Raw genomic sequence first — 15,675 nt, forward strand, 5'->3', positions numbered from 1 at the left:
GGGTTTCGGCAAAGTCATCGAATCACGCCCGCTTTAGCGAAATTTTTAATGCGCCCGCAAGCTGAACTTCAAATCGGCGCGGCTCCGGCCACAGGCCGGAAAGAGGCCCGAATCTACGCGCTAAGCCATTGATTGTCAATCAGGAACCGGCTTTTCAACGATCAGCGGAAAGCAATGCTGTTTTGTCTGCGATGGACAGCAAAAGTTATCCCGGTTTGTTTACTAATAATCCTTTTAATAAAAGACTATAAAAATAAAGCAAGAAACAACTTTGTGGATAACTTCAAATTTTCATTTACGTACAAAGAGTTAGATCGAAAAACAGCCGTTATTTAAACTCTGTATCCGCCTGTGAATGAATTTGGATAAGTTTTCCACAATCCAGCCTGTGGAAAAGAGCTCACTCTTTATCCACAGGGAATCCGGTGACTTATCCAAAGGCAGAAAAAAGGCTTTGTGCGCGTTAGCCGCCCGAAACGGCAACGAAATTTGTACTGGTGCGAACGACGTGGCCGCTTTCGTCGAAATGCACGTTGAAAAAATGGGTGTAGCCGGCCTCCTCCTTCGTTTTCCAGTCCCAGACGTGTTCCTTCTTGAGCGAGAAGTAGAACTCATGGGCGGGCTTGCCGAGCAGGCGGCGGATTTGTTCGCGGGTCATGCCTTCCCTGACGTTCGCGAAGTTTTCCTCGGTCAGGATTTGCCGCACTTCGCGCACGATCTTGTCCGGGCCGAAATCGATCATGTAATTGACGATGCCGTTCGGCGTGCGCGGGTATTCCCACGTCGTCGTGCCGTCGTTGTCCAGCCATTCTGTCGTCGGTGGCCCCATGATTTGATGCACTTCCTGCATCGTCGTCCGGCCGGGCCGGATCTTTTCCAGATTGACGCTGTCGCAGGCGGGCAGGACGGCGGCGAGCAGGCCGGAATACAGTCCGATGAGCAAACGTTTGAGCATGGCGGTAGTCTCCTGACGCTTATTTCTGGGATTCGACGGCTTCATAGAGTTGCTGGCGCAGTTCCGTTGCCGGACGTCCTTCGGCCTCGGTCAGGCGGATTTGCCGCATCAGTTCGGCGATGCGTGCCCTTGTTGCCTGAACGTTTTTATCCGTCTTTTCCGCGACGGGTGGTTTTGTTGTCGTTGACCTCTTGCTGGCGACGATTTCCGCCCGTTCGGCACCAGGCGTGCCACGTTTGGCGGTGATGACGATGCTGCGCGACTGAAACGGAATCGGCGCCGGGCGGCGTGCGTTGCGCTGGGCGATGGCGCGACCGCGGAAGTCGTCGATCGCCTTTTTGAGCTGCGCGCGCAAGTCCTCGCTCGGCTGACCGGCGGCTTCCGCTTCGCGGATCTTGCGCAGCAGTTCCTCTATTTCGCTCGGTGCCGAGGCCGAGCGCGTGGCGACGCCAAAGTCTTCCTTCGGCGCCTTAACGGCGATTTCAAACTCCTCGGGCGAGGAAATCATCTTGCCGAGCCGGTAATGGTCGTAACGCATGGACAGCGTCAGGGCGTTGTCCCCCCAGTCGTTTTTCGATTTTGTGTCAGCGCCTGATTCGAGGAGCAGCTTGGCCAGTTCCTCGCGGCCTTCGCGCGCGGCCATCATCAGCGGCGTCGAACCGTTCGGCGAGCGCGCATTGACGTTGGCGCCACGCTCGATCAGGTATTTCGCCAACTCGGTGTGCCCGTTGAAAACGGCGTAGTGCAGCGCGCCCCAGTAGTGGCCGTCGCGGTTGATCGCAGCGCCGTGCTCGAGCAACCACTTGACGGCTTCCGCGTGGCCGTTCCAGGCCGCGAGTTGCAGCGGCTGTTCGCCGTTGTGGTTGGAACGGCGGGGATTGGCGCCGCGTGCGACGAAGAGCTCCATCAATTCGATGTTGCCGTTCCAGGCGGCGTTCATCAGGCCGGTGCCGATCTGGCTGCCCTGGAATTCGGGGTCGAGGCCCTCGTCGAGCCATTGCCGGACTTTTTTGACATCGCCCCGTTCGATGGCCCAGCTGAAGGCCACGGGATCGGGCAAGTCGGCCAGTGCCGTGCCGGCGAACAGGCAAAGCCCCAGGAACAGAGCCTTGCCGCTTCTGGAAAGCGTACGCATCGTGAATACTCCTTGCTCGGCCGGAGGTGGAAATACATTCCGGCGGAAAAATTGGATTCTGATGCAAAATACCCGACTCATGTCATCCCGTCTGATCCTCGCTTTTGCGCTTTCGTTCGTCGTGCATGGCGGCCTGCTGGCGCCGACCGTTCTGAAGCGCTTTCCGGATTCGCCGCCGCGACCGGCGTTGCGGGCCGAACTGCGTCTGCCGCCGAAGCCACCACTCGCCATGCCCGATCCGGCCGACGCCTTGTTGAAAAATACGCTGGAGGCGGAGAAAGCTGAAAAGATCGACGAGAGGCCGCCAGTCAGGCAGGTGCCTGCGGTAGCCGCCAAGCCCGTCAAGCGTGCAGCCCCCCAGCGGGAAGTCCGGGCGGCGCAGCGCAAAATTTCAGAGCATTTGTTTTATCCCCCCGAGGCGGTGGCCCGGGGGTTGGAGGGCGAGGTTCGGCTGATCGTTAAGCTGGGGGCTGACGGTGCCGTCGAGGATGTGCATGTCGGGGCCAGCAGCGGCTACCCGATCCTCGACAACGCAGCGATCAAGGCGGCCTACGCGATGGGCCGGCTGACCGGCGCCACGTCGCGCGAATTGATCCTGCCGGTGATCTTCCGCCTGCAGTAAGGCTTACTTGCGGCGGAAGACGAGATCCCAGACGCCGTGCCCGAGGCGGATGCCGCGCTGCTCGAACTTGGTCAGCGGCCGGTAGTCGGGGCGTGGCGCAAAGCCACCGGTTGCCGCGTCGGCCGTGTTTTGCAACGCCGGCTCGGCCGAGAGCACTTCCAGCATCTGCTCGGCGTAGTTTTCCCAGTCGGTCGCGCAGTGGATATAGCCGCCCGGCTTGAGTCGGCTGGCCAGCATCGCCACGAGCGGCGGCTGGATCAGGCGGCGCTTGTGATGGCGCGCCTTCGGCCACGGATCGGGAAAGAAGATATGCACGCCGTCGAGCGATCCCGGCACGATCATGTCGCGCAGCACTTCGACCGCGTCGTGCTGGATGATGCGCTGGTTGGCCAGCCCCTTCTCGGCGATCAGCTTGCACAGGCTGCCGACACCCGGCGTATGCACTTCGACGCCGATGTAGTCGTTTTGCGGGTTGGTCTCGGCGATCGTCGCCGAGGTCTCGCCCATGCCGAAGCCGATTTCGAGAATATGCGGCGCGCTACGTCCGAACACGGCGTCGAGATCGAGCGGCGAGGCGGCATAGGGGATGCCGATCTTCGCCATCATCTCGTCGTAGTAGCGCTGCTGGGCGTTCGAGACGCGGCCCTGACGCAGCACGAAGCTGCGGATGTGGCCGGCGCGGCCGGCCGTGTAGACGCCTTCCGGCGTCTCCTGATTTTCCTGCTTGGTTTCTTCGCTCAAGACGGTCTCGCTAATCTGGCTCACGAACCGATCAGGCCGGTCGTCGGCGACGACGGGTCGGCCGAGTAGTACTTGCGCGGCATGCGTCCGGCGAGGAAGGCTTCGCGGCCGGCTTCGACCGCCTTCTTCATGGCGCTGCCCATCAGCACCGGGTTCTTGGCGTGGGCGATGGCGGTGTTCATCAGGATGCCGTCGCAGCCGAGTTCCATGGCGATCGTGGCGTCCGACGCCGTACCGACGCCGGCATCGACGAGGACCGGCACCTTGAGGCTGTCGATGATCAGGCGCAGGTTCCACGGATTGACGATGCCCATGCCGGAACCGATCAGCGAAGCGAGTGGCATCACCGCCACGCAACCAATGTCCTCAAGCATCTTGGCCTGGATCGGGTCGTCCGAGCAGTACACCATCACGTCGAAACCGTCCTTGACCAGCACTTCGGCGGCCTTTAGCGTTTCCGGCATGTTCGGGAAGAGGTTGGTCGGATCGCCGAGCACTTCGAGCTTGCACAGCGAATGGCCGTCGAGCAGTTCGCGGCCGAGGCGCAGCGTGCGGATGGCATCCTCCGCCGTGTAGCAGCCGGCGGTGTTCGGCAGGATGGTGAATTGCGACGGCGGCAGCGCGTCGAGCAGGTTCGGCTCGCCCGGATTCTGGCCGATATTGACGCGGCGGATGGCGACGGTGACGATCTCGGCGCCCGAGGCGTCGATGGCCGCGCGCGTTTCGGCGAAATCCTTGTACTTGCCGGTGCCGACCAGCAGGCGCGAACGGTAGGTCTTGCCTGCAATGGTCAGGCTGTGCATTTGATTGTCCATGACATCTCCAGAAAATAGTGCTTAGCCGCCGCCAACGGCGACGACGATTTCGAGTCTGTCGCCGTCCGCCAGCGTGACTTCCGCATGGCGGCCGCGCGGCACGATTTCGCCGTTGCGTTCGACCGCAATGCGCTTGCCCGTATAGCCGAGTGTTTCAACCAGAGCCGCCACCGTCAGGGGCGAGGGGAATTGGCGTGTTTCGCCGTTGAGTGATATTTCCATGGGGCGCGATTTTATCACGCCCGCCGCACGGGCCAATTTCGCTTATTGACGTCCCGCCAAAGACATACGTTCGAGAAATGCGTTCAAGCGGCCGGCCAGGCCGGGCGTTTCGGCCTCGGCGTAATCGTAGCGAACGCGCAGCATCGGCTTCTCAAGTGCCATAAGCCGGCCAAGATCGGAAGGCGAAGCCGACACGATGGCGTCGGCGGGAATGGCGTCGAGTGTCGCATGCAGATCGTTCAGTTGCTCGTCGCTGTAACCGAGCGCCGGCACGACATCGGCGAGATGCGGATAGCGCTCGTAGGCGGCCGCCAGCACGCCGACGGCCCACGGACGTGGATCGACGATCACCGCGCCGGCCGCCTTCGCCGCCAGCCAGCCGGCGCCCGATGGCATGCCGCCGTGCGTGACGGTCGGGCCGTCTTCGACGACGACGACGCGTTTGCCGGCCACCGCTGCCGGTTCGTCGAGCCGGGCCGGGGACGCCGTGCGGATGATCTCGGCAGCCGGATTGAGATGCCGGATATTGGCTGCGAGTTGTGCCACGGCGGTGGGCGCCGCCGTGTCCGTCTTGGCGATGAGCACCGTGTCCGCCATGCGCACGACGGCTTCGCCCGGATGGTAGCCAGACTCATGCCCGACGCGCATCGGATCGACGAGGCAGATGTTCCAGTCGGGACGGAAGAAGGAAAAATCGTTGTTGCCGCCGTCCCACAGGAGGAGGTCGTTTTCCGCCTCGGCGAGCCGCAGGATGCGCGCGTAGTCCACGCCGGCATAGACCGTGTGGCCGATCGCCAGATGCGGCTCGTACTCCTCGCGTTCCTCGACGGTGCATTGCGCGGCGGCCAGATCGGCGAGGCAGGTGAAACGCTGTGCCGCCTGCCGGGCGAGATCGCCGTACGGCATCGGGTGGCGGACGACACCGACGTGCAAGCCACGCTCCTTGAGCAGGCGCGCGAGGTAGCGGCTCGTCTGGGACTTCCCGCACCCTGTACGCACGGCCGTGATGGCGATGACCGGTACGCGTGCCGGCAACTGGGTTGATCGGGGACCGAGCAGCGAAAAGTCGGCGCCGGCCGCGAGGGCTCGCGAGGCCAGGTGCATGACGTATTCATGGGGAACGTCGCTGTAGGCGAAGATCACCTCGTCGACCGCATGTTCGCGCAGCAGCATCTCCAGCCCTGCCTCATCAACGATGTTAATTCCGTTAGGGTAAAACGCGCCGGCCAGTTCGGCAGGATAGCGGCGGTTGGCGATGCCGCTGATCTGCGCCGCGGTAAACGCGACGACTTCGATAGCCGCATCGTTGCGGAAGGCCACGTTGAAGTTGTGGAAGTCTCGTCCTGCCGCCCCCAGAATCACGATCCGTCGCCTGTTTGTCATGGCAGACTCTCCCGTTGTCGGAGATTTCATTATTGACCACGCAAACAGCTACGCCAAGGCGCTTGTCCGCTGCTCGATGAACCGCACCAGCCGTGCCTCTTGTCGCGCCTGTGGAGGGAAATCAGGGTGCGTTGAAATCAGCGGATCGGCGTACCGCTTGCAATACTTCGGCTGGCGTGCAGTGCTCGGTATCGATGACCAGGCAATCTGTTTTTTCGGTCTCGGACAAGGGGTCGAGCGCGTTCATCTGCTGCATCAAAACGGTTGTATCGGCCTCCGAAACGTCGGAACCGGCGACGGCACGGGCAGCTAGTCGCTGCTGTAAAAGTTCCTCCGGTGCTTGACAGGCAAGCAGTCGAAAAGGCACTGACAACTGCTCCGCGAGCGTGCGAAACAACTCCCGTTGCCACGCCTTCAGGCTGGCCGCATCGACCACCACCGGATAGCCGGCCATCAGCACCTGACGGGACAGTTCGCTCAGGCGTGCGTACGTCGCGGACGTCATTTCCGCGCCATAGATGTTGCGCCCCGTCGCCCGGCTGTCGGCCCGCAAAGGCAGGCTCGCCAGGCGCTTGCGCTCGACATCGGAACGCAGCCGGATGGCGCCCGTCGCTTCGAGCAGGATTTGCGAAACCCAGCTTTTCCCCGATCCGGAGAAGCCGTGCAGGAGGGTTAGCTGGCGCATCGGGGGGGCGGTCGCACGCTGCGCGTAATCGAGATACTGGCCGCACACGGCGAGTTCGTGCTGCTGGCCGCCCCCCTCTTCCTGCCCGGCGCGAATGGCGGCGACCTTGGCGCGCACCAGCGCCCGATAGACCTGGTAGAAGGCGAGCAACGGCAAGCCGGCATAGTCACCTGTTTGCTCAAGATAGCGGTTGAGAAAACGGTGCGCATAGTCGGCTCGGCCGCGCTCTTCCAGATCCATGACCATGAAGGCGACTTCATTGATGACGTCGATCCAGCGCAGGTTCGGATTGAACTCGATGCAGTCGAAAATCAGCGGCTTGCCGCGCATGAGCGCGATGTTGCCGAGATGCAGGTCGCCATGGCACTCGCGAACCATGCCGACGTGCTGGCGGGAAACGATAATCCCGTCAAGCGCGCACCAGCTAGCGTGGCTCCAGCGTTCCAGCCTGTCGAGGCCGCCGGCGCAATTTTCTGCCGGCAGGGCGTGGCGGAGTTGGCGCAGATTTTCGGCCATGGCTTCCCAGACGACACTTGGTGATCCGTAAGCCGCGCTGGCCGGGCAGCGCGGCGCCTGTGCATGGAAAGCGGCAATGCGGTCGGCCAGCGCATCGATTAATTCTGCTGGTACGGCGTTGTGGGCCAGGCGCCGGTCGAGCAGTGACGACTGTGGAAAGCGGCGCATCTTGACCGCGTATTCGATGGCCGCGCCTTCGCCCGCCAGGCACGGCGCTTGTGGTGTGCCGGTGATCGGCACCACCGCCAGATAGAGTTCCGGAGCCAGACGGCGGTTGAGGCGAAGTTCCTCCTCGCAGCACAGGCGCCGCTTGTCGAGCGAGCTGAAATCGAGAAAGCCGAGATTGACCGGTTTTTTGATCTTGTACGCGAAACGCCCGTTGAGCAAAACGTAGGAAATATGCGTTTCCACCACCCGTATCCGGTGGCGGAAAACGGACGAATCGGTTTGCGGCCATGACCGAACGAGCAGTTGCTGCGCGCGCGCGTTCGTTTCGGGCGACGTCGCGTCCGGCGGAGGCGCGGTGGGGAGGTTGATGGTACGCATGCGGTTCCCGGTTTGCCAAGGGGGTTCCAAACACTGTATTCAGGAAGCCCTTTGAAACTAGACCATCGATGTGGCGCCCGCAATCGTGGAATCGGGAAGTTGCAGCCATGCGTCGGCGGCGCGAGACCGCGCGGCCAATGCCTGTTTCACGTGAAGCGTTTTGCGTTATCGGTGTTTCGGGCTGCGCCGGGCCGTCATGGCGTGGCTCAACGCCTCGATATCGTCGGCGCGCAGCAGTCGGCGCGAGACGGCAAGAAGCTCACGGTTTTCCTTTTCGATGTGCTGCCGGTAAAGCGAGGTCAATTGCCGTACCGATTCGGTATCCAGTGCGGCGCTGCGGCCTTCGGCAATCGGCACCAGTTGACGTTGCACGGCGTCGAGAGCGGAAGCCATCCGCCCGTGATCCGCCAGCAGATCACGCACCAGTGAGCGCACGGCCTCGGCGTCGTCAGCTCTGGCCCGGGCGATGATCGTGGGAAAAAGGTTTCGCTCTTCGTCCTCGTGGTGGTTGGGGCCGGCGCTGCCGAAGTAGCGCAGGATGGCCTGCGCCGCCTGGCGAGCCTGCTCGTCTGCCCCGTGATCGGGGAGGTGGGCGAGCAGCCGTTCCAGCGTCGCGAGTTGAGCTTCGATGCGGTCATGGCAAGCCTCAAGCATCTCCAGCGGTTCGTCGAGGGCGGGCGTTCTTGGTAACAGCGAATCGGGCACTTTATGACTCCAGCGAGGACGAGATGGGGAATATCGACAAAGGCGTTGATTCGGCAACGGATCGTTGGGGAAGGTTCCTCGCGGTAGCTAGTCCGATGACTGTCCGTAGCCGGGGCTGCCGAGCATCGCAGAAACAGGGAGGCGTGCGGTTCGAGCAGGCACTATGATGATAAAAGGCTACGATGGCCGGGTCAGCAGTGATGGCGGTATGGCAAGTCCGCTCGCTGTGAGAGGGTCGCTATTCTGGTTTCTCCCCAGGAAAGGGGTGCGGAATGAAACAGCAAACTATGTGCATGCTCGTTTTGGCAGGGATGGCTCTGTCATCGCCAGTCCTGGCGCAGCAGTTCGTCTATCCGGCGCAGGGGCAGTCGCCCCAGCAGCAGCAAAATGATGAAGCCGCGTGCCATTCGTGGGCCGTCCAGCAGACGGGGTTCGATCCCGCCAATCCGCCGAAGCAGGCGGCCGCCCCCACGCCCGCGACGACGGCAACCGGATCGACGCCAGGAGCGGGGATCCGCGGCGCGGCGCGCGGTGCGCTGGTCGGCGAGATCGTCGGCGGTGACGCAGGCGCCGGGGCTGCCGCTGGGGCCGTCGTCGCACGCTCACAAAGCCGGCGCCAGAATGCGGCGGCGGCTCAGCAGGGACAGCAGCAACAGCAGGCCGCCGCGCAACAGCAACAGGCGGCCTTTGCCAAGGCGCGAGCGGTTTGCCTCGAAGGTCGCGGTTACTCGGTCAAGTGATGCGGTCTTTGTGATGCTGAGAAACCTTCTGATCGGCCTAGCAGTCATGGTTGTTTGCTTGTTGCTGCAGTCCGTGCTGCTCATCGCTGCCGTCCGTTACTACCGCAGGCACGAGCATCTGCCCGGAAAAGCTTCGTTCTGGTCGGGCGTTGCGCTCGTCGCCGGTGTGATGTTGCTTCTGGTTGCCGGCAACATGGCGCAAGTTGCCGTCTGGGCGCTGCTGTTCGTGATGCTCGATGAATTTCAGCAATTCAGCGATGCGTTTTACCATTCAGCCGTGAATTTCGCGACGCTCGGTTATGGCGACATCGTCATGTCGGCCAGATACAGGTTGCTCGGTCCCTTGGAATCCATCAACGGAGCGTTAATGATCGGCGTATCGACGGCGGCGCTGATGTCGGTATTCCAGGATGTTCTGCCGAAGTTGGCGCAGATGCGGCGGCGGTAATAAACGCCGCAGACAACAAAAAAGCCAACCGGGTTCGGTTGGCTTTTTTGTTGCAGATCAACGACCTGCATGAATTCGTATGGAGCGGGCGATGGGAATCGAACCCACGGCACAAGCTTGGGAAGCTTGGGTATTACCATTATACGACGCCCGCGAAGGCGCTCATTCTAAGCGTTTGGGCGCGGCGCTTCAATCTTTTTGAGTGGTTCGGGGTTTCAACCGGCGACGGGTTTGACCCGGCCGGCGGCGAGTTTGGCGCGGGTGCGGGCTTCGTCGGTGTCGGTGCCGGTGGCGACGATGACGCCCATGCGGCGCTTCGTGAAGCTCTCCGGCTTGCCGAACAGGCGCAGGTCGGTGCCGGGCACTTGCAGCGCGTCGGCAACGCTTTCGAAGGCGATGCCTTGGGCGTCGATGCCGCCGTAGATGACGGCGGAGGCGCCGGGGGCGCGCAGCGAGGCGTCGACCGGCAGACCGAGTATGGCGCGGGCGTGCAGTTCGAATTCGGAGAAGCGTTGCGAAGCGAGCGTGACGAGACCGGTGTCGTGCGGGCGCGGGCTGACTTCGGAGAACCAGACCTGATCGCCCTTGACGAAGAGTTCGACGCCGAACAGGCCGCGACCGCCGAGGTTGCCGGTGACGGCCTTGGCAATCTCCTGCGCCTTCTCGAGGGCGACGGCGTTCATCGTCTGCGGTTGCCAGGATTCAACGTAGTCGCCGCTGGCCTGCACGTGGCCGACCGGTGCGCAGAAATGCGTTTCCACTTCGCCGTTGGCGCCGAAGGCGCGTACGGTGAGCAAGGTGATTTCGTAATCGAAATCGATGAAGCCTTCGACGATGATGCGCGTCTGGCTGACGCGGCCGCCCTGTATGGCGTGCTCCCACGCCTTGGCGACGTCTTCCGGGCCGCGCAGCAGCGACTGGCCTTTGCCGGAGGAGGACATCGTCGGCTTGACGAGGCACGGGTAGCCGATGCCACCGCCTTTGCCATCATCGATGGCGGCTTGCAGTCCTGCGAGCGAATCGGCGAAGGCGTAAGGCGAGGTCGGCAGGCCGAGTTCTTCGGCGGCCAGGCGGCGGATGCCTTCGCGGTTCATCGTCAGGTTGGTGGCGCGGGCGGTCGGGATGACTTCGGCCAGTCCTTCGCGCTCGATCTCGAGCAGCATGTCGGTGGCGATGGCTTCGATTTCGGGCACGATGAGATGCGGGCGTTCCTTTTCGATCAGGGCGCGCAGCGCCGGGCCGTCGGTCATCGACACCACATGCGCGCGGTGGGCGACCTGCATGCCCGGCGCGTCGGCATAGCGGTCGACGGCGATCGTTTCGACGCCAAGGCGTTGCAGGGCAATGATGACTTCCTTGCCGAGTTCCCCCGAGCCGAGCAGCATGACGCGGGTGGCCGAAGGGCTGAGCGGGGTGCCGAGGCGCTTGAGAAAGGACTGGCAGGGGGATTGAGCAGGAGTGGTCATCGCAGGATTCCTTGCGCCGGTTCGAGAGGCGCGGATTTTAACATTCAATCACGTGCTTGATTCTTCAGCCTTTCCGGGCTTTCCGGGGTGCGGCCGGGCGTAGTGGATCAGGTTGTGGAAGACGGCGGGCGTTTCGCCGCGGTTGCGGTAGCCGTGCGGGCGGTCGGCGGGAAAGCGCACGGCCTCGCCGTTTGCCAGCCGCCGCCAGGCGCCGTCGATGAGCACCTCCATCGCACCGCGGAGGACGATGACCGATTCGGTGACGCCGGGTTCGTGCGCTTCCGACCGCCGCTCGTAACCGGGCAGCAGCGTGAGTTCGAACAGTTCGAAACCGAATTGCGCTTCGTAGGGGAAGAGCGGCGCGACGAGCATGCCGTCCGGGCCGGGCTGGTGGCGCAATGTGTCGGCGTTGCGGAAGACGGCGCCGCTGGCGCTCAGGTCAGGCACCGGTTCGAGAAAACTGGAGAGCGAGACGTGAAAGCCGCTGGCGATTTTCCACAGCGTGGCGATCGTCGGGCTCGACTCGCCGCGCTCGATCTGGCCGAGCATGGCCTTGCTGACGCCGGTTTCGAGGGCGGCGCGGTCGAGGCTCCAGCCGCGCTCGCTGCGCAGGGCGCGCAAGGCGCCGGGGAGGTATTGGTTGGGTTCTGTGGCGGGCGGTGGACTCATGGCGGGTGTCGTTGTGCGCTTTAACGCACGGTGTTAGGATTGGCGATGGTGTGCGTGATAACGCACAGCCGCTCCGATTACAGCACAACGAGGCAGCTATGGGTAGGGGTAGGTTTCTCAGCCGGTTCTTCGGTCTTTCGCACATTTCCGCCGGGTTCATTGCCGTGCTCGTCGGCTACACGAGTTCGGCGGCGATCGTCTTTCAGGCCGCTGCAGCCGCCGGCGGGAGCGCGGCGCACATCAGTTCCTGGCTGCTGGCGCTCGGCCTCGGCATGGGGGCGACCTGCATTGGCTTGTCGCTTCGTTTCCGCAGTCCGGTGCTGACGGCGTGGTCGACGCCCGGTGCGGCGCTGCTGGCGACGGCGCTGGTCGGGTTGCCGATGGGCGAGGCGATCGGGGCGTTCATGTTCGCGTCGGCGCTGTTCCTGCTGTGCGGCGTCACCGGCTGGGTCGAAACGTTCATGAAACATGTGCCGAAATCGCTGGCTGCCGCGATGCTGGCCGGTGTGCTGCTGCGTTTCGGCCTGGGCGTGTTTCTGTCGCTCGCTTCGCAACTCGGGCTGGTGGCGGCGATGCTGGCGATTTATCTCGTCGGGCGTCGCTTCAACTCGCGCTACACGATTCCGCTCACCTTCCTTGGCGGGCTGGTCTGGGCCGGATTGGGCGGGACGATTCACGTCGAGGCCTTGGCGTTGCAGTTTGCGCGTCCGGTGTTCACGTCGCCGGAGTTTTCGTTCTCGACGTTGATCGGCGTCGGCATCCCGCTGTTCATCGTCACCATGTCGTCGCAGAACGTGCCCGGGATCGCGGTACTGCGCGCCAACGGCTATCCGACGCCGGTGTCGCCGCTGATCGGCTGGACCGGGCTGACCGGCCTGTTGCTGGCGCCGTTTGGCGGTTTCTCGTTCAATCTGGCGGCGATCACGGCGGCGATCTGCATGAGCCCGGAGGCCGATCCGAATCCGCAGCGCCGCTATCTGGCGGCTGTCTGGGCCGGGATTTTTTACGTGATGACGGGGCTGCTCGGCGCAACGGTCGCCAACCTGTTCACCGCCTTGCCGAAGGAACTGGTGGCAGCGATTGCCGGGATTGCCCTGCTCGGCACCATCGGCAACAGCCTGTCGGCCGCGCTGACCGAGTCGAAGGAACGCGATGCGGCAGTGATGACCTTTCTCGTTACCGCATCCGGCCTGACGCTGTTCGGTATCGGTGGCGCCTTCTGGGGGCTGCTGGCCGGACTGGTCGTGCTGCGCATCAATCCGGGGCGGTAAGCGCGGCGTACGGTGGCTGCGTGGTTGTGCTACTCCCGTACGGGTTTTCCGATACGGGCTTTGCCAGTGAATGGGGACCGGTATAATGCGCCGGTGAATTTGACCCGAGCCCACCTTCTCAAATCCTCCGGACTCGCTTCGGCCTGGCAGCGCTGGCGCAAGCATTCGCGCGACAGACAGGCGCTGCGCGCCCTGCCGCAAATCCACGTGGCCGCGACGAACATCGCGACACTGGCCGGCCCGGAGGATTACCGCAAGACGTTGCTGGACCTGATAGCGCAGGCCCGGCAACGCATTCTCATCGCCGCGCTCTACCTGCAGGACGACGATGCCGGCCGCGAGGTACTCGAAGCGCTTTACGCGGCCAAGCGGGCTCGGCCGGAACTCGACATCGCCGTTTTCGTCGATTGGCACCGCGCCCAGCGCGGCCTGATCGGCAAGGCCAAGTCGGAAGGCAATGCGGCCATGTACAAGGCGATGGCCCGGCGCCACGGTCCCGGCGTCGAGGTTTACGGCGTGCCGGTGCAGCGGCGTGAGTTCATGGGCGTGCTGCACCTCAAGGGCTTTGTCATCGACGACGTGGTGCTCTACAGCGGTGCCAGTCTCAACGACGTTTATCTGCAGCGGCACGGGCGTTATCGGCTCGATCGCTACCACGTGATCCGCAACCGGACGCTGGCCGACAGCATGGCCGCGCTACTGACCGACGTGTTTCGCATGAGCCCGGCCGTGCGGCTGCTCAATACCGAGACGACGGCGAAAACGGTCGATGTCCGGGGCGTGATTCCCGGCCTGCGCCGTCAGCTGATGCAGAGCCGTTATGATTTCGCCGTGGCCGAGGGCGAATGCGCTCCGGGCGAAGTGGGTATCACGCCGTTGCTCGGACTTGGCGCACGCAACAACGAGTTGAACCGTGTGCTGCTGCAGTTGATTCGGAACGCGGAAAAGCGCCTCGTGCTCTTCACGCCCTATTTCAATTTGCCAGACCCGGTGCGGCGCGTTCTGGACGGACGCATCAAGGCCGGTTGCCAGGTCAGCATCGTGATTGGCGACAAGACGGCGAACGACTTTTACATTCCGCCCGAAGAGCCGTTCAAGGCCATCGGTGCCCTGCCCTATCTGTACGAAGCCAACCTGCGCCGTTTCTGCAAGGCGCATCAGAAGGCCATCGATGCCGGCACGCTGAGCATTCATCTTTGGCGCCATGACAACAACACCTTCCACCTGAAGGGTTTGCTGGTCGATGACGATTACGCGCTGATCACTGGCAACAACATCAATCCGCGTGCCTGGCGTCTCGATCTGGAAAACGGCCTGCTGATCCACGATCCGCAGAAGTTGCTGCTCGCCCAGCATGTGGCCGAGCTCGAAGGCATCCTCCAGCACACGCGGCGGCTGGCGCACCACAGTGCGCTCGATTCGGTGAACGACTATCCGCTGCCGGTGCAACGCCTGCTCAAGCGCCTGTCGCGCATCCGTGCCGACCGGCTCGTCAATCGGATGCTCTGATCCTTTAGCTCGCCGCCGGGTCGGCTGCGTTGTCGGAGGCTTCAAGCCGGGGCAGCGTCACGGTCACGCGGAATCCGCCGCCCGGCCGGTTTTCCGCCTCGATGCGACCGTGGTGGTTCTCGGCGATCTGCCGGGCGATGGCCAATCCGAGGCCGTGACCGTGTGCGTGCCCGTTCTCCGGCGTCACGGCGGCGGCATGCTGGCCGCGATAGAACGGCGTGAACAGGCGGCCCAGTTCGTTGTCCGGAACTCCCGGCCCCCGATCCTCGACGCAAACAACGATTTCTCCCGCTTCGGTGCCGGCGGCCGGTAACGTGGGCCGGACCGTCATTCCCACCCACTTGCCGCTGGTGGCGTGCTTGAGCGCGTTGCGCAACAGGTTGTCGAACAGCCGGTGCAGCATTTCCGGATCGGCGTGCACCAGTGCCCCGTCGCACGTCTGCAAGTCGATCGTGCAGTCGGCTTGCCGGGCTTCCGGCGCGGCATCGTCGACGACGTCAACGAGCAGTTCGGCGAGGTCGACAGCTTCGTTGCGCGGCCCAACCATGCCGGATTCGAGGCGTGACAGGGTCAGCAATTCGCTGAGCAGGCGGTCCATGCGCTGCGATTCGTGTTCCAGGCGCGTCAGCAGGTTGTCGAGCGCTTCCGGCTGTTGGCGCGCCAGGCCGATGACGGCCTGCAGGCGGGCCAACGGGGCGCGCAATTCGTGGGAAACGTCGAACAGCAGACTGCGCTGCCCTTCCATCAGTTGCGCCAGGTGCTGTGCCATGCGGTCGAAGTCGTGGCCGAGATCGGCCAGTTCGTCGCGCCGTTTGCCCATGGCGTCGCTGAGTCCGGGGGTGAGCTGGCCGTTGGCGCCGGCCTGCAAGGCCTGGCGCAGACGCTGGATCGGGCGCGAGATGTAGATGGCGAGCAAGGCGGCGAAGATCAGGCTGACCAGGGCGCCGGCGATGATGTGCATGACCGGCGGCTTCGGTCCGCGTCGCGCCGGGGGCGGCGGAGGCGAGCCGGCGTTCTGTTCCGCTGTCAGGCCGGGAGGTGGCGCGAAATTGGGGCTGGAAGCGGTCGCCGACGGCGGTTCGTATGGCGGTGGCAGGTGTGGGTCATGCTCCAGCCAGATGGCGAGCCCGACGCCAATGATGGTCACGGCCTGCGCGAGAAAAAAGAAAACCAGGAATTTCCAGAATAAACGGCCGAGGGGAAAGATCGGCATGTCCGTCTCCAGCGCTGCCTGCCGGTGAAGCAAA

General features: G+C 63.5%; 16 protein-coding genes, 1 tRNA gene and 1 riboswitch. Of the genes, 5 read left to right on the plus strand and 12 right to left on the minus strand.

Going from position 1 to position 15,675, the window contains the following annotated elements:
- Positions 1-12: 12 nt before the first annotated feature.
- A riboswitch (SAM riboswitch) is annotated at positions 13-90 on the minus strand.
- Between the two features lie 373 nt (positions 91-463).
- Both bamE and GH659_RS09545 read right to left on the minus strand, forming a co-directional pair.
- Complete coding sequence (gene bamE, locus GH659_RS09540) at positions 464-955, minus strand: outer membrane protein assembly factor BamE domain-containing protein (RefSeq protein WP_170285862.1); 492 nt, start codon at positions 953-955, stop codon at positions 464-466.
- 19 nt (positions 956-974) lie between these two features.
- Positions 975-2,090 (minus strand): ankyrin repeat domain-containing protein, encoded by a 1,116-nt coding sequence (locus GH659_RS09545; protein ID WP_170285863.1) that lies wholly within the window; start codon positions 2,088-2,090, stop codon positions 975-977.
- A 61-nt stretch (positions 2,091-2,151) separates the two neighbouring features.
- On the opposite strand from GH659_RS09545, the gene GH659_RS09550 reads away from it, so the two are divergent.
- On the plus strand, positions 2,152-2,712 hold the full coding sequence (locus GH659_RS09550; protein WP_211364186.1) for an energy transducer TonB: 561 nt from the start codon (positions 2,152-2,154) through the stop codon (positions 2,710-2,712).
- A gap of 3 nt (positions 2,713-2,715) precedes the next feature.
- Here the strand turns inward: GH659_RS09550 and trmB are convergent, their stop codons facing one another.
- From trmB to GH659_RS09580, 6 genes are all read right to left on the minus strand, one after another.
- Positions 2,716-3,381: a tRNA (guanosine(46)-N7)-methyltransferase TrmB gene (gene trmB, locus GH659_RS09555; protein ID WP_246167798.1), complete on the minus strand. Its 666-nt coding sequence runs from the start codon at positions 3,379-3,381 to the stop codon at positions 2,716-2,718.
- 92 nt (positions 3,382-3,473) lie between these two features.
- Positions 3,474-4,256 carry a thiazole synthase gene (locus tag GH659_RS09560; protein WP_153111228.1) on the minus strand — a complete coding sequence of 261 codons (783 nt, stop codon included), beginning with the start codon at positions 4,254-4,256 and terminating at the stop codon, positions 3,474-3,476.
- A 33-nt stretch (positions 4,257-4,289) separates the two neighbouring features.
- Entirely contained in the window at positions 4,290-4,490 is a 201-nt protein-coding gene (thiS, locus tag GH659_RS09565; RefSeq protein WP_153111181.1) for a sulfur carrier protein ThiS, read from the minus strand.
- 42 nt (positions 4,491-4,532) lie between these two features.
- Positions 4,533-5,873, minus strand: coding sequence for a cyclic 2,3-diphosphoglycerate synthase (locus GH659_RS09570; RefSeq protein ID WP_153111182.1), 1,341 nt, complete (start codon positions 5,871-5,873; stop codon positions 4,533-4,535).
- A gap of 121 nt (positions 5,874-5,994) precedes the next feature.
- Complete coding sequence (locus GH659_RS09575) at positions 5,995-7,620, minus strand: bifunctional aminoglycoside phosphotransferase/ATP-binding protein (protein WP_153111183.1); 1,626 nt, start codon at positions 7,618-7,620, stop codon at positions 5,995-5,997.
- 165 nt (positions 7,621-7,785) lie between these two features.
- On the minus strand, positions 7,786-8,325 hold the full coding sequence (locus tag GH659_RS09580; protein ID WP_153111184.1) for a hemerythrin domain-containing protein: 540 nt from the start codon (positions 8,323-8,325) through the stop codon (positions 7,786-7,788).
- Between the two features lie 272 nt (positions 8,326-8,597).
- Here GH659_RS09580 and GH659_RS09585 point away from each other — a divergent pair, with 272 nt between their 5' ends.
- Positions 8,598-9,065: a glycine zipper family protein gene (locus GH659_RS09585; RefSeq protein ID WP_153111185.1), complete on the plus strand. Its 468-nt coding sequence runs from the start codon at positions 8,598-8,600 to the stop codon at positions 9,063-9,065.
- Positions 9,066-9,078: 13 nt separating this feature from the next.
- Positions 9,079-9,513, plus strand: coding sequence for a potassium channel family protein (locus GH659_RS09590; RefSeq protein WP_153111186.1), 435 nt, complete (start codon positions 9,079-9,081; stop codon positions 9,511-9,513).
- Between the two features lie 80 nt (positions 9,514-9,593).
- On the opposite strand, the gene GH659_RS09595 is transcribed toward GH659_RS09590, so the two are convergent.
- The 3 genes from GH659_RS09595 to GH659_RS09605 form a co-directional block, all read right to left on the minus strand.
- A tRNA-Gly gene (locus GH659_RS09595) sits at positions 9,594-9,667 on the minus strand.
- Between the two features lie 61 nt (positions 9,668-9,728).
- Positions 9,729-10,979 (minus strand): formate-dependent phosphoribosylglycinamide formyltransferase, encoded by a 1,251-nt coding sequence (gene purT, locus GH659_RS09600; protein WP_153111187.1) that lies wholly within the window; start codon positions 10,977-10,979, stop codon positions 9,729-9,731.
- 48 nt (positions 10,980-11,027) lie between these two features.
- A complete protein-coding gene (locus GH659_RS09605; RefSeq protein WP_153111188.1) occupies positions 11,028-11,648 on the minus strand; it encodes a helix-turn-helix domain-containing protein in 621 nt (206 codons plus the stop codon).
- A gap of 98 nt (positions 11,649-11,746) precedes the next feature.
- On the opposite strand from GH659_RS09605, the gene GH659_RS09610 reads away from it, so the two are divergent.
- Together GH659_RS09610 and pssA are read left to right on the plus strand one after the other, a co-directional pair.
- Positions 11,747-12,919, plus strand: a complete 1,173-nt coding sequence (locus GH659_RS09610; RefSeq protein ID WP_153111189.1) for a benzoate/H(+) symporter BenE family transporter — start codon at positions 11,747-11,749, stop codon at positions 12,917-12,919.
- A gap of 93 nt (positions 12,920-13,012) precedes the next feature.
- Positions 13,013-14,428 (plus strand): CDP-diacylglycerol--serine O-phosphatidyltransferase, encoded by a 1,416-nt coding sequence (pssA, locus tag GH659_RS09615; protein ID WP_211364187.1) that lies wholly within the window; start codon positions 13,013-13,015, stop codon positions 14,426-14,428.
- 4 nt (positions 14,429-14,432) lie between these two features.
- Here the strand turns inward: pssA and GH659_RS09620 are convergent, their stop codons facing one another.
- The gene (locus GH659_RS09620) at positions 14,433-15,641 is read right to left on the minus strand and encodes a sensor histidine kinase (protein WP_153111190.1); all 1,209 of its coding nucleotides are present in this window, start codon (positions 15,639-15,641) and stop codon (positions 14,433-14,435) included.
- Between the last annotated feature and the right edge of the window lie 34 nt (positions 15,642-15,675).

This window comes from Propionivibrio limicola (assembly GCF_009469695.1).
GTDB classification, from domain to species: domain Bacteria; phylum Pseudomonadota; class Gammaproteobacteria; order Burkholderiales; family Rhodocyclaceae; genus Propionivibrio; species Propionivibrio limicola.